The sequence below is a fragment of the Paenarthrobacter sp. PPS72 genome, from assembly GCF_048537125.1.
GTDB lineage: Bacteria > Actinomycetota > Actinomycetes > Actinomycetales > Micrococcaceae > Arthrobacter > Arthrobacter nitroguajacolicus_E.
Map to the genome: position 1 here is coordinate 1 of NZ_JBLYIE010000007.1, position 13,380 is coordinate 13,380.

Below are 13,380 nucleotides of genomic sequence, written 5' to 3' on the forward strand. Positions count from 1 at the left end.
CAAGGCGCCACCTCCACCATCGAATTCGCCTTCACCGGCACCCAACGCACCGAAACCACCAAATAAGCACTGCGACACAAGGAACCAAGAAGGCTCCTCCCAAGGCCCCGGGGGCCGGCCTGTTTGCCCTTCAGGCCGGTCCCCGGTCCATTTTCCTGATCCAGTCACATTGCCATTTCCTGAGCAAGTCTTGAGGCCGCGGTGCACCCGGCCTTGAGCCTGGCCGCACAAACTAAAAGCACAACGAACACGTGAAAGGAACGCAGGCATGAGCGCACTGAGCACCATCTCCACTCCCGCCGTCCAAGGCCGGCGTTCCGCTGGGAAATCCACACAGGTCACCAAGACCGCCGCTGTGAAGCAGTCCGCAGCGGCCAACGCAACTGTAGTCAGCGGCAAGCTGCGCGCCGTCCGCCGGGTTGCCGGCAAGGCAGCCAAGGGCATCGGCGCGGGCATGCTGATCCTCGCCGCCATAGTGTTCCTCTTCCTGGCAATCGGACCCCGGATACTGGGCTACCAGACCTCAACCATGCTCACCGGCTCCATGGCCCCGCTGATCAACCCCGGCGACGTCGTCGTCACCATTCCCACACCCGTCACGGACATCAAAGTGGGCGACGTCATCACCTACCACATCCCCGTCGAAGACCAGCGCGTGGAAACCCACCGCGTCACCGAGATCACCACCACCGCCGACGGCGGCGTCGCAGTCCAAACCAAAGGCGACGCCAACAACGGAATCGACCCCTGGATCGCGACCCTCCAAGGCAAAACCGTGGACAAGCAGATCGCCACCATCCCCTACGTGGGCAACGCCATCCGCGCCCTCCGCGAACCCATCGTCATGAACATCCTCATGTACGGCGCACCCACCATCCTGGTCATCGGAATGCTCGCCTCCATCTGGAGCAAAGACCCCAACAAGTCAACGCCGGAAGGCGTCGCAGGGGCCGGGGATGAAGCCCCCGCGTAAGCCCGCCGCCAGCGAATGGGATGTGAGCCGAATCCAGCCCCTCGCCAATGAACTTGGTGACCCGAAACCCGCCCTGAGGTTCCTGGCGAAGTACCTCTCGATGATCCGGGAAAACCACTTCGACGAAGCCACCCAAGCACTCCCTGCCCTGCAACAGACAGCCGACCGCTGCCTGGCGTCACGGTCCAGCGTCATCCGGGCAGCCCACGCCACATTGAACCGGCGTAGGGGATATTTCCATTCTTGAGCAGACCTTGAGCGTTCACCGAGGACGTTCCTGAGACCGCGTGGGCAGACTTGGAAGGAGAGAACACCACGCTACGGGAACGAGGACCACGCGCATGCAGGGCAAGGGCATCATCTGGCAAGTACCGGTCATTATCATGGCCGCGATACTCCTGGTGATGGGTGTCCAGGTGTCACCCGCACACGCGCGGTTCAACGACACCGATACTGGTGCAATGGCACTCACTGCGGCGCGCATTCCGGCCCCGGCAGCCAACACCGTGGCTGTGACCAAAAGCTGCGATTCCTTCCTCTGGTTCGCCCAAGCCAAGATCAGTGTCACCAGTTTCCCGACTGTCCCGTTCGCCAACTATCACGAGCTGAAGGTCATCGATCCGGATGGCGTGGTGCAGTTCAGCGGCGATATGAGCAAGAGCTCCGGACGTTCCTACACCTCAGGGGTCCAGAGCATTAGCAACTTGTCCGGAACCTGGACCTACCAGATCCGCGGGTATTACAAGGTCCCTAACTCCACGAATTCCTGGACCGGACAGCCCCTGAGCGGCACACTGAATTGCCCCTGATGCGTGGACGGACGATTTTTGGCTTTTCGAGCAGCCGTAGGGACTCGAAATCTGTGGAGCTAAGGGGATTCGAACCCCTGACCTCTTCGATGCGAACGAAGCGCTCTACCAACTGAGCTATAGCCCCCGAGCCAAACCACACCTGGGTGGCCGGTGTCCTTAGGCTACAAACTTTCCCTTCGCTTTTCCAACCAGGACACGAACGTCTGCCTGCCATACGGCGGCTCCGCGCTCAGGTTGTGTCCGGCGCGAAGAAAGTCGCCCATCGGCCCGGGTAGAGGCAGCTCAACAATCTTGCCCCTCGCGCCCGTTACCAGCTTCCAGGACTCTGCCATCTGCCGCATGGTCTGGACTTCCGGACCCGCTATTGTCACCGTGCGATGCTGCTCCGGCTGCGAATGATCCACAGCGGCCGCAAGCAACGCCGCTGCAGCATCCTCAGGCGAGATCGATTGGAACCTGGCCCCTTTGAAAGTGGGGACCAGCCGCACCTTCGCACCGGCCGCGAAGATCATCGCCACCAGTCCATGGAACTGGGTGGCACGGACTACGACAGTCTGCAGCGGCGACTCCGCATACTTCCGTTCCTTGGCAGCCTTGGAGGCGTAGTAGGCAAAGGAAGTCAGGTCGCAATTGATGATGGACAGCGTCACCGCCTTTTGAACACCAGCCATGTGCGCTGCAGTGAGAAGTCTCCCGCCGCCGTCGGCGAACTGCTTTTGAGCTTTTCCGAACTGCCCCTCAAGGCAGTCAATGACGACGTCGGCACCCGCCACGGCGGCTGCCAAACCCTCTCCTGTGGTGGCGTCGCCCGCAAGGTAAGTAACGCCGTCGTGGTGCTTGGACGAGCCGAGTGGCGGCACATGGCGGCTGAGGACTGAAACCCTGTGCCCGGCCGCAACGGCGAGCCGGACAACCTCACGACCTACCTGGCCCGTGCCACCCGCAACGCAGAGCGTCGTCATGGTTGGCTAGGCGCGGCGACGCTGCAGGACATCGTCCAGGTTGCTCAGGGCACTGTGGCCCTTGGCGGAGGCAACTACAGCAGCTGCGGCCTCAGACTGTTCGACGTTTTGCTTCAGGACAGGCTTGCCCACGGGCTTGGGTGCCTCGGGGAGATCCAAAGGCTCAGGAGCTGGACGCGGCGCCTTGGCAGCAGCGACGTACGTTGGCTTCGGGACCTCGACTGGCTGCCAACTGGCACCCTTCGAATCCTTTGCAACCTCAGCTGATTTGTCTCCGGCGGCAACGGCAACTGCAAGGGCTGCCTGCCGCAGTTCGACGGCAGACAATCGGGCGGCCTCACGGCTGGAGGCTTCGGCGTCGAAAACCGTGGTTGCCTTCGAATCCACAGCCGGCTCCTTCGGCAGGTACCGCGCAGGTGTTGGGATGCGGGTGGCCTGGGCAGCACGGCGCGCCCGGCGTTCGCGAAGATCCCGCAGGGCGAGTTTCCGCAAGGTTACGACGGCGAGTACCGCACCGATGAGAGACACCAGCGGCAACCAGACGGAACCGATCCCCAAAATCCTGAGGACGCCGGAAACAGCGGCTGTCACCAGCAGGGCAAGACCTGCCAATGCCAGCGTCAGCCGGGCATAGCGGATAGTGAACGGAGTGGTGGGGACCTTCCCGAGGGAGGGCCCGGCCGCACGGGATTCCTGGGGCGACGCCGGTGCTTTGCTGTGCATGGTCTCCATCGGTTTCTCCTGCTGAGGTGCCAAAGTCAATACCACCCCTGCCTGCGTTTCGTCTGGTTCGTCATCAAAAGCCTCTGCTGGAACAGCGGCCGTTTGGACTTGTTGCCGCCTGTTCCGCAGAACATAGGGCGCCACCCAGACCATCCACAGCGCAACAGTGACCACGAGTATCACTGAGCTGCTGAGAGGGAAGTCCACATTCAAAACCGTAGAAGCAAATCGACGGGTGCGGCGGCATTGCGGCCGGTGTGTCGTCGGCGAGTCCGCAAATGACTGGAGATATGAGCAAAAAGGCCCATGACCTGCCCGTTTATCCTCTGAGCCACCGTCGCAGAAGTCCCTCTGGAACTTCCTCTGAGGTCAGCGCAAAAGAGCGGTGGTCAGCCCATTCTCCGTTGATGTGGAGGTAGCGCTCCCGATAACCCTCATCCCGGAATCCGAGTTTCTCCACCACCCTCAAACTGGGTGCGTTCTCCGGCCGGATGTTGATCTCCATACGGTGCAATCCCAAGACCCTGAAACAGTGGTCAGTGGCCATCGCCACCGCTGTGGGAGCGATGCCGTGCCCGGCACGGTCCTTATCAACCCAATATCCGAGCGTCGCCATCATGGCCGACCCCCACACGATGGACGAGACCGTCAGTTGCCCGACAATTCGTGGATCGCGAAAGCCGTCGGTGCGCTCAACAATGAGAAACGGCAGAGCGGTCGCCTGACGGGCCTGTTCGTTCAAGGATCCCACCATTTGGCGGTAGCTGGGAAGGCGCCCACCCGGGGCCGGGTTGGACGCCTCCCACGGCGCAAGCCACTCACTGTTCCGCGAACGAACCTCGGACCACTCCCTCTTGTCGCGGTAGCGGATAGGCCGAAGCGTCAGGTCTCCGCTTTCCAGCGTCACCGGCCAGATCGCAGAGCCATACACCATGAATTTGCTTATTTGGGGAGGGCGGCTGTGAAGTTGGGCAGCCACTCGCGAAGCTCGGGACCGAGGTCTTCGCGTTCGCAGGCAAGCTCGATGCAGGCCTTGAGGTAGCTGAGCTTGTCACCGGTGTCATAGCGACGGCCGCGGAAGACGACGCCGTAGACGCCGTAGCCTTCGCCCTCGCCGGCAGCGAGCACCTCAAGGGCGTCCGTCAACTGGATCTCTCCACCACGTCCGGGCTTAGTGTTTTCCAGGACGTCGAACACGGCCGGGTGGAGCACGTAGCGGCCGATCACGGCAAGGTTTGACGGCGCTTCTTCCGGAGACGGCTTCTCAACAAGCTGTTTGATGCGCACGTAGCCATCCTCACCGTTGTCTTCAACATCGGCGCAACCATAGGCGCTGATCTTGGAGGGCTCCACCTCAATGAGGGCAACCACGGAACCGCCGGTCTTCTGCTGAACCGCGATCATCTCGCTCAGCAGGTCTTCGCGGGCATCGATCAGGTCATCGCCAAGCAGGACGGCGAAGGGCTCGTAGCCGACGTGCTGCTTTGCACGAAGGACTGCGTGGCCGAGGCCGTTCGGGTCGCCTTGACGGACGTAGTGGATATCACCGAGGTTGGTGGCGGATTGGATGGCTTCAAGCTTGGCGGTGTCGCCCTTTTCAGCCAAGGTGGCTTCCAGAGCCGGCACTCGGTCAAAGTGGTCTTCCAGTGCGCGCTTGCTGCGTCCCGTGATCATCAGGACGTCATGCAGGCCTACTTTGACCGCTTCTTCGACGACATACTGGATGGCAGGCTTGTCCACCACGGGCAGCATTTCCTTCGGCATTGCCTTGGTGGCGGGAAGGAACCGGGTGCCAAGGCCCGCTGCGGGGATGACGGCCTTACGGACAGCGTTGTTTTCTAGAGTCACCGGACTAATGTAACGGACGGAACACATCATCGGCTAAACCCCTCGCCGCCTGGGACGCACATTTCCTTTTTGGGCGCGGCAGCATCTGCTGCCGCAGGGGCAAGCCAGGGACCACACGATCGGACACAGATGGCAACAAAGGAAGACATCCGCAGCAGTCGCCGGCTGTACAGGAGGACCCTCACTCCTGAGCACATAGCCGCGGCGGGCGACTCGCTTGCGCGGCACGGGACAGCTTGGGCGGTGGAGGTCTCCTCCGACGGCGCCGCCGTTTTCGCCGTGTACCTGGGCGTAGCTTTCGAGCCACCCACCCTCCCCCTCATCAGTTCACTGCACGAGGCCGGGCACCGGGTCCTGCTTCCCGTTTGTGAGCCGGGCCGGCTACTGAGTTGGGTGTATTGGACACCTTCCACGGTCTTTGCCAGGTCCTCCTACGCACCTATAGATGAGCCGGAGGGTGAACGCCTTGAAAGCTCGGTGGTAGCCGAAGCGGCTGGAATCTTCATGCCGGCAACAGCGGTGGACCGGGACGGAAACCGTATCGGCCAAGGCGGTGGATACTACGACCGACTCCTCCAAGGCCTCGATGCTTCAGGCCGGCGGCCGCCCACCATCGCAGTGGTTTACGACGACGATTTGTTGCCTTCCGGCTCCATTCCCGCCGAAGCGTTCGATCGCCCGGTGCGTCAAGTGCTGACCCCGTCGGGTATCGTCCGGCTCAATGCCGCTGCTGAGCTCGATTGACCGATCCTTGCCTGCCAAGTGAGGTCAGGCACATCCGCTGGTACTCCCCACATGGACCGATGATAGAATTGGCACTCAGGCCCTGCGACTGCTAAAGCGGAATTTCTCCGCTGAGGTTGCACAGGACCTGAACTTTGTCCTGAAGGAGGAACTCAGTGCCCACATACGCATACGCCTGCAAAGACTGTGACCATGCCTTTGACATCGTCCAGTCCTTTTCTGACAGCTCCCTGACGGAGTGCCCTGAGTGCAAGGGTGCGCTTCGCAAGAAGTTCAACAGCGTCGGCGTCGTCTTCAAGGGCTCCGGTTTCTACCGGACTGATTCCCGTGACGCCAAGGGCAGCACCGTTTCGGCAGCACCTGCCGCACCAGCTGCTCCTGCAGCACCGGCTGCTGCAGCTGCGGTCAGCTAGAGGGTTTTCCACATAGCGCAACTAAGCGCTGTCTAGCGGTCCAGGGAGCTGGCTAGCGTGGCTGCATGTCTTATACGTCACGCAGCGCCCTCCTTGCCCGGGCCGAACGTTCAGCAGCAGCCGCAGGTAATCGGCCCCCGCTGAATCGCTCCCCCGCCGGCAACACTTCAACGTTCAGCCGGTTCCGCACTGGAACTCATGTCGGTCAAAGGGGCCGGCGTTCCGGGTTTGGATCCTGGATCGCACGAAACCGCCGTTTGACCGTAGCGCTTCTGCTGTGCGTGGCTGCCGGCATAGCAGTCCAGCAGCTTACTCCCGCCTCGGAGCAGCGAGTGAGCGTCGTTGTAGCGGCCCGGGACCTCCCCACGGGAACCAGCCTCACTGAATCTGATTTCACCAGCGTTGGGGTGCCATCCGACCTCGCAATTACCGGCGCTGCAGATAGCTTAGGCATCCTTGCTGGCCGCCAGCTCGCGTCCCCCCTCCGCAGAGGACAAATACCCACAGAAGCGAGCTTGTTGGGACCTGGACTCCTGACGGGTGCACCCCTGGGCTCGGCAGCAGTCCCCCTCCGGATGGCTGACCCCTCCTCTATCCAGCTCCTCACTCCCGGGCAATTGGTAACGGTGGTCCTCACTGCAGCGGGTTCCTATGACGAGGCCAGGGAAAGCCAGGTTCTTGCAGGCCCGGTGCCCGTTCTTTGGACATCAGCGCAGGGCGGCAAGCCTGGTGAATGGCTCGGGACAGGAGACACCGATGGGCTGGTGGTGGTGGCCGCCGATCCCCAACAAGCAGAAAAGCTTGCCGGCGCATCAACGCAAGGCAAGCTCTTCTTTGTTTTGGTCAGCCCGTAATGGCCGGCTCAGCTACCGCCAAGGATTCATCCCCAGTGAGGGGGCTTCTGCTCCTTAAGCCACTGCTCATGGTCGTAGCCGGAGTCATCGCCCCAACGCCGGGGATCATCTTCGGCCGCCCTGGTTGGAAGGATTCCGCCGGAGCCCGCCTTAGCCGCAGTTGCCTTGGACTCCGCAGCTTCGTCGCCTGCGCTGTTGCCCGGCATGCCGGGTTCCGGCGTAGCCAGGTCTTCAGTGCCTGTTTCCTGATCCATCAGTGGTGCTTCTTTCCCATTTTCCGCCGAGCTGATTGTCTCAAGATCGCCAGCTGCCCTACGCTCGACGCCTTGAGGTTCGCCATCATCGTCGACGGAAGCCGAGTCTACAGCGGGCCGTTCCTTGCCCGAATTCAATTCTTCACCATCCGAATGCAGGAAGCCATGGTGGGCCGATGCCGACTGGGCGATGTGGTTCTCAAGCCCCAGGTAGGCACCAATCCTGTCCGCACAGGACGAAGGATCCGTAAAGACCTCGATGGTCCAGAGCGACATGTAGCGCCAGCCCATGCGCTCAAGCAATTGCGGCCGCAACCGGCTCCGTTCACGGACGCTCATCCGCCGGTACCGTTCAGTGCCATCGGATTCAATGGCCACAGGGGTGGGTATTTCAGCACCCTCCCGCCCAATGGTGTGGACGGGGTCAGCCGCCGCCGCGATGTCCAGCACGCCATCGTAAAGATGCCAAACGCGGGCTCCCCGGGCACGCAACCTTTCGCCAAGATCGGCCACCAAAGGATCCTCGCCCAGTGCCTGCTCACTGGCCACGGCACGGGAGGCGGGTGTTCCGAGGTTACTGTTACCGGAGAGCTCACGATCCAGCAGTTCATAGAAGTCCACCGCGCCATGTGCCAGGCGATCAAGGTCGAGATCCTCGGGCCGGAAGCACGTCAGGACGTGCATGGAGCGCCGGGCCCGGGTCATCGCCAGCGCGAAGCGGTTCCGCCCGCCTTCCGTGGACAGCGGGCCGAAGGAGTGCAGCGCCCGGCCATGCGGAGTGCGGCCGTAGCCCAGCGAGAAAATCACGTGGTCCCGCACCAAGCCCTGAGCGCGTTCAAGGTCAACCACACGGAAGGACTCGGGGCCAGCTCCGAAGAAGCTGGACAAGAGGGGGTGGTTGGGCAATTGAAGCCTGATGGCCTCGCCGATCCTGGCAGCATGGCGCAGGCTCGCGGTCACTACCGCCAGGGAGGTACGCGGCCGGAGCCTCGCGTGTTCGAATACAAGGTCCACCACTCGGTTGACCTCCGCAGTGACGGACTCGACACCTTCGTGGTCCGCTCCGGGCAGCCCGGTTCCGTCGGGTATGTACTCAACGTGGATGGACCGGTCCAGGCCCGTCACCGAATTGCCATCGGGCAGGCGCCGGAGGCCGCCGTCGTAGTAGTTCTTGCTCAACTGGAGGATCAAGTCCTCGTCCACCGCACGGTAGACCCAGTTCAATTGCCAAGTGGGAAGGACCCGGGCCAGAGCCTTGAATGCGCTGTCCACGTTCTCATGGTTGGCCACCCCGGCAACCGGAGGTTCCACGGCCACGCTGAAAGTACGCGCACTGGCGATCTTCGCATCACCGAAGGCGACTACCTGCGGTGCTCGGGCGATCGCCGGAAGAACCGCCTGCAGGGAAGTGGATTCGGCATCGATGACCACCACGGCGTCAAACTTCTGCTCCGCCGGGAGAACGCCCGTCAGCAAATATGGGCTGACGGACCACACGGGGACCAGCAGCGGCACGAGGTCCGGCGCTTGGGCACTCAGCGCGGGCAGGGTCACCCGTCCATCCTTCAACAGGGCACGGAGCAACTCCGCCTGCCTGGGGTGCTCAACAAGGCCCTGGCGCCATTTCCGGGCAAGCTGCCAACGGAGGCGGGCCGCGCCACTTGCGATGTGCGCTTGGTCGGCCAAGCGATACTCCGCTTCGAGGCGACGCAACGAATCACCATCAGACATGGCAAGGTAATCATCACCGCTGATCATGGCTTCCAAAGCGGACTGCCACCAGGCCAGGTCCAACTCGGCGGCCACGGACGACGCCGGGACTTCCCTGGCTGCAAGGTCGGCAAGCAACTCACCAAGTCCGTGCTCGCGCATTTCTTCGATGAGGAGCGTCCGCTCGGGAAGAGTTTCCAAGGTGGCTGTGTCCGCGACAAGCCGCTCAAGACGTTCCATCAATTGCAGATACGGCGTCTCGTGCAGCGAACCGCCGTCGGACGTGTGCTTGAGCGCCTCGCCAAGGCGGGTCAGTTCGCCATCGAGTTCCCGGTAGAGGGCCCCGAGGTCGGCCAGGCCGGAAGGTACGGCCGGGTGCCGCTGGGTTGTAGCGTACCCCGCCCATAGGGCACGCTGTTCCTGGACAAGGACCAAGGAGCTGTGGAGGTCGACGATGTGGACGCCGGGCCGCACGTACTCCTTGGCCACCCTGCGAAGGCGGGAGCGCTGCATCGAGGGCATTTCAAGGTTGCGCTCACGGCGCCAAGCGGAGCTGGCAGTGGCGGAGATGAGGTCATGCACGGGCCGGTCGAAGATATCCGGGGTGAACTTGTCCAGGCTTTCCCGTACGGCGATCAACAGTTCGAGTTGGGCGCCCCACTCTGAAAAAGTTTCGCCCAAACGAATCTCGGCATGATCGGAAAGCTGCTTCATGCGGTCACGCAGGACGGGGAGCTTCTCCTCCGTCAAACGGGCAAGCTGCTGTGCTTCCCCGGTCTCCTTGCGGGTGACCAAACGGGCGCCGTACCAAGGGCTGGACGTGGAGGCCTTGCTGAAGCTGCCAAGCTCAGCAGCACGACGCAGCCGGCCCGCAAGCTCTTCGCGGTCCTTGATATTGTCCAGGACACTTCGCTTCAAGCGCACGGTGGTGGAAGGCGCGGGGTGTATGGACGTCAGTTCGGCGAGCGATTGCATCGCCTGATAAGGCGAGCAACCCCAGCGCTCACGTACGTTGTGCAACGAGGCAACATGGTCCATCAAGGCATGCCGGTGGCCGGTCAGTGTCTGGTGAAGATTGCCAAGTTGGGGTTCAAGCGCTTTCTCATTGCGCATGATGGCCCTGACCAGCTGACCCTTGAGTTGTTGCGGAGTGGTCCCGTTACCAGGCCGGAACAGCATCGACTCAAGGCCCAGCGATTCGAGGTGGGCAGAAAGACCCGCCAGGCTGGACTGCCTGTCTCCCACCACCAAGACGGACTTTCCCTCGCTGACCAACGCACCGATCGCATTAATGGCAGTCTGCGTCTGTCCGCTTCCAGGGGGAGTGGACACAACAAGGGAGTCCCCGGCGCGGACGGCGTCCACCACGTACTGCTGATCGGTATCGGCATCGAGCAAAAGGAGTTCATCGGCAGGATCCCGGAGGTCCAAGCTGGGGAACCTGCCCGCCTTGATGGGCTCCGGCTCAATGTCACCTCCGTTGGCCGCAGTCGAGAGGGCCGCAACCGTGGGGTTGTTCATGTTGATCCAGGGATCATCAAGGTTGCCGGAGAGGTCAGCCAGGGTGGTGACCAGCAGGTTGAATTCCACCTCTGCGCCATGAATAGGCTGGATGAGCGTAGACAGACGGTCCAAGACCGGTTGGGGATCGAGCCTGGCAGTGTTGTAGGCCATGCGCGCCACAGCGTTGACGTCGAAGACAATGCCGTGCACGGTCTTCAGATGACGCACCAGCGCGGGGTTCATGCGTGCTTGCTCGGTGAGCTGGAGTTCGAAGTCATCTTCGCCCGGCCTGACCGTAAGGACGATGGACGTGAGCATCACCGGAGCGGAAACGCGCTGTGGCTTTCCACCAACGGCCGAAGTCCACACCACAGTCCCGGCGGACAAGTAACCGGCCTCAATGCCGCGGTCGTTGCTGAGCTCGAAGATCTTGGACCGTATGTTGCGGGCTGCCCTGGCCGCCACCAAATACTGTTGACGGTCCCTGATCAGCGTGGACAACCGTGTTCGGCGGCCAGCAAGCAACTGCGCCAGCCCGGAAGGGTGCGCGTTGCTCAGATCGATGGCGCCTTCAGGCGTCTTGACGAAGCGCAGCATCGTATCTGCCCCGGTGACGGGTTTAAGACCAGACAGCCATTTGCGGAGCTCTTCGGAGCCCTCTTCCTGGCCTTGACCTACTGACACGACTTCTGCCTTCTTTTCTGTACTAGCTTTAGACGCCTTGGACCATACCGGCATACTTTCGAGAGTAGCGGGAATCCTTGGGAAGCCCGCTCCGCAACGCTGTTCCATCGCGAAATTCGCCGTCTTTTCACAGCTGGCGGCAATTGCGAAATAAGTATGTATCCTCGCTGACGGCTGCCAGGTTCAAGCACAGTGGCCAGCCTCCCAGAGGAAGCCGGCCACTTAGAATGCTATTCCCACTCGATGGTTCCCGGTGGCTTGCTGGTGACGTCCAGTACCACGCGGTTAACGCCGTCCACCTCATTGGTGATCCTGTTGGAGATCCGGGCAAGCAGGTCATACGGCAACCGCGACCAGTCAGCCGTCATGGCGTCTTCAGAAGACACCGGACGCAGCACAATCGGGTGGCCATAGGTTCTGCCGTCGCCCTGGACACCAACGCTGCGGACATCAGCCAGGAGGACCACCGGCATCTGCCATACGTCGTTGTCCAGACCGGCCGCCGTCAGCTCAGCGCGGGCTATGGCGTCAGCCTTGCGCAGCAGGTCCAGCCGCTCCTTGGTTACTTCGCCCACAATGCGGATTCCCAAGCCGGGCCCCGGGAAGGGCTGGCGGCCGACGATCTCCTGCGGAAGGCCAAGCTGGGCGCCAACGGCACGAACTTCGTCCTTGAAAAGGGCCCGCAGCGGCTCGACGAGCTCAAACTGCAGGTCCTCCGGGAGCCCACCCACGTTGTGGTGGCTCTTGATGTTGGCAGCGCCTTCGCCGCCGCCGGATTCTACGACGTCCGGGTACAGCGTGCCTTGGACCAGGAATTTGATTTTTTCACCCTCGGCAGCAGCCTGGGCGATGATGGCCCGTTCCGCTTCCTCGAACGCGCGAATGAATTCCCGGCCAATGATCTTGCGCTTTGTCTCGGGATCGCTGACTCCGGCCAAAGCTGACTGGAAACGCTCCTGCTCGTTCGCAACGTACAGGTTGACACCCGTTGCTGCCACAAAGTCACGTTCAACCTGTTCCGCTTCGCCTTCACGCAGCAGACCGTGGTCAACGAACACACAAGTCAACTGGTCACCGACAGCGCGCTGCACCAGAGCGGCAGCCACTGCCGAGTCGACACCACCGGAGAGGCCGCAGATGACCTTGGAATCGCCAATCTGTTGGCGGATACGGTCCACCTGCTCTTCGAGGATGTTGCCCGTGGTCCAGTTTGGGCTCAGGCCCGCGCCCTTGAACAGGAAGTTCTCCAAGACGTGCTGTCCAAGGACGGAGTGCTTCACTTCCGGGTGCCACTGCACACCGTAAAGGCGCTTCTCGTCATTGGCGAAGGCAGCTACCGGAGCTCCCGCCGTCGTGGCCAGCACCTCGAAGCCCTCGGGGGCCTCGTGAACGGAGTCGCCGTGGCTCATCCATGTGTTCTGCGACGACGGAACACCGTCGAGGATGGAGCGTGCGTCACCCACAAGGAGCGCTTCGGTGGCGCCGTACTCCCGCAAACCGGTCTGGGCCACCTTGCCACCGAGGGCATTCGCCATGGCTTGGAAGCCGTAGCAGATGCCGAAAACGGGAACGCCGGCCTCGAAGAGGTCGGCGCCCACGAACGGGGCGCCCTCGGCGTAGACGCTTGAGGGACCTCCGGAGAGAATGATGGCTGCCGGGTTCTTGGCCAGAAGCTGCTCGGTGGTGAAGGTATGCGGAACAATTTCCGAATACACATTCGCTTCGCGGACGCGGCGGGCAATCAGCTGCGCGTACTGGGCACCGTAGTCAACAACCAGCACCGGCTTCTGGGAAGTTTGGGGTGCGGTGGGAGTAGTCACCAGACAAGACTACTTTGCCGGGCCGCCCCGGTGCACGTTGACAAGGGCGGCCGAGGGCCAAAAGAGGCCTCGCCGTTAGG

General features: G+C 62.2%; 12 protein-coding genes and 1 tRNA gene. 6 read left to right on the top strand and 7 right to left on the bottom strand.

What is annotated here, in order from left to right; translation table 11 throughout:
* Positions 1 to 268: 268 nt before the first annotated feature.
* From ACLRGI_RS04020 to ACLRGI_RS04030, 3 genes are all read left to right on the top strand, one after another.
* Positions 269 to 973 carry a signal peptidase I gene (locus ACLRGI_RS04020; RefSeq protein WP_419200408.1) on the top strand — a complete coding sequence of 235 codons (705 nt, stop codon included), beginning with the start codon at positions 269 to 271 and terminating at the stop codon, positions 971 to 973.
* Positions 957 to 1,220, top strand: a complete 264-nt coding sequence (locus tag ACLRGI_RS04025) for a hypothetical protein (RefSeq protein WP_419200409.1) — start codon at positions 957 to 959, stop codon at positions 1,218 to 1,220. Before ACLRGI_RS04020 ends, ACLRGI_RS04025 begins: the two co-directional genes overlap by 17 nt.
* A gap of 94 nt (positions 1,221 to 1,314) precedes the next feature.
* Positions 1,315 to 1,782: a hypothetical protein gene (locus ACLRGI_RS04030; RefSeq protein ID WP_419200410.1), complete on the top strand. Its 468-nt coding sequence runs from the start codon at positions 1,315 to 1,317 to the stop codon at positions 1,780 to 1,782.
* A 54-nt stretch (positions 1,783 to 1,836) separates the two neighbouring features.
* On the opposite strand, the gene ACLRGI_RS04035 is transcribed toward ACLRGI_RS04030, so the two are convergent.
* The 5 genes from ACLRGI_RS04035 to galU form a co-directional block, all read right to left on the bottom strand.
* Positions 1,837 to 1,909, bottom strand: a tRNA-Ala gene (locus ACLRGI_RS04035).
* 37 nt (positions 1,910 to 1,946) lie between these two features.
* Positions 1,947 to 2,747: an SDR family oxidoreductase gene (locus ACLRGI_RS04040; RefSeq protein ID WP_419200411.1), complete on the bottom strand. Its 801-nt coding sequence runs from the start codon at positions 2,745 to 2,747 to the stop codon at positions 1,947 to 1,949.
* Positions 2,748 to 2,753: 6 nt separating this feature from the next.
* On the bottom strand, positions 2,754 to 3,644 hold the full coding sequence (locus ACLRGI_RS04045; protein ID WP_419200591.1) for a hypothetical protein: 891 nt from the start codon (positions 3,642 to 3,644) through the stop codon (positions 2,754 to 2,756).
* A gap of 145 nt (positions 3,645 to 3,789) precedes the next feature.
* Positions 3,790 to 4,404 carry a GNAT family N-acetyltransferase gene (locus ACLRGI_RS04050; RefSeq protein ID WP_419200412.1) on the bottom strand — a complete coding sequence of 205 codons (615 nt, stop codon included), beginning with the start codon at positions 4,402 to 4,404 and terminating at the stop codon, positions 3,790 to 3,792.
* A gap of 8 nt (positions 4,405 to 4,412) precedes the next feature.
* The gene (galU, locus tag ACLRGI_RS04055; RefSeq protein WP_419200413.1) at positions 4,413 to 5,348 is read right to left on the bottom strand and encodes a UTP--glucose-1-phosphate uridylyltransferase GalU; all 936 of its coding nucleotides are present in this window, start codon (positions 5,346 to 5,348) and stop codon (positions 4,413 to 4,415) included.
* Between the two features lie 99 nt (positions 5,349 to 5,447).
* Between galU and ACLRGI_RS04060 the strand changes: the two genes are divergently transcribed.
* The 3 genes from ACLRGI_RS04060 to ACLRGI_RS04070 all read left to right on the top strand — a co-directional run bounded on the left by ACLRGI_RS04060 (position 5,448) and on the right by ACLRGI_RS04070 (position 7,329).
* Complete coding sequence (locus ACLRGI_RS04060; protein WP_419200414.1) at positions 5,448 to 6,062, top strand: 5-formyltetrahydrofolate cyclo-ligase; 615 nt, start codon at positions 5,448 to 5,450, stop codon at positions 6,060 to 6,062.
* Between the two features lie 155 nt (positions 6,063 to 6,217).
* Complete coding sequence (locus ACLRGI_RS04065; protein ID WP_419200415.1) at positions 6,218 to 6,475, top strand: FmdB family zinc ribbon protein; 258 nt, start codon at positions 6,218 to 6,220, stop codon at positions 6,473 to 6,475.
* Between the two features lie 257 nt (positions 6,476 to 6,732).
* Positions 6,733 to 7,329, top strand: coding sequence for an RcpC/CpaB family pilus assembly protein (locus tag ACLRGI_RS04070; RefSeq protein ID WP_419200416.1), 597 nt, complete (start codon positions 6,733 to 6,735; stop codon positions 7,327 to 7,329).
* A 26-nt stretch (positions 7,330 to 7,355) separates the two neighbouring features.
* Here ACLRGI_RS04070 and ACLRGI_RS04075 read toward each other — a convergent pair whose 3' ends face one another.
* Complete coding sequence (locus ACLRGI_RS04075; protein WP_419200417.1) at positions 7,356 to 11,534, bottom strand: AAA family ATPase; 4,179 nt, start codon at positions 11,532 to 11,534, stop codon at positions 7,356 to 7,358.
* 176 nt (positions 11,535 to 11,710) lie between these two features.
* Positions 11,711 to 13,300, bottom strand: coding sequence for a glutamine-hydrolyzing GMP synthase (guaA, locus tag ACLRGI_RS04080; protein ID WP_017200327.1), 1,590 nt, complete (start codon positions 13,298 to 13,300; stop codon positions 11,711 to 11,713).
* Positions 13,301 to 13,380 lie beyond the last annotated feature (80 nt).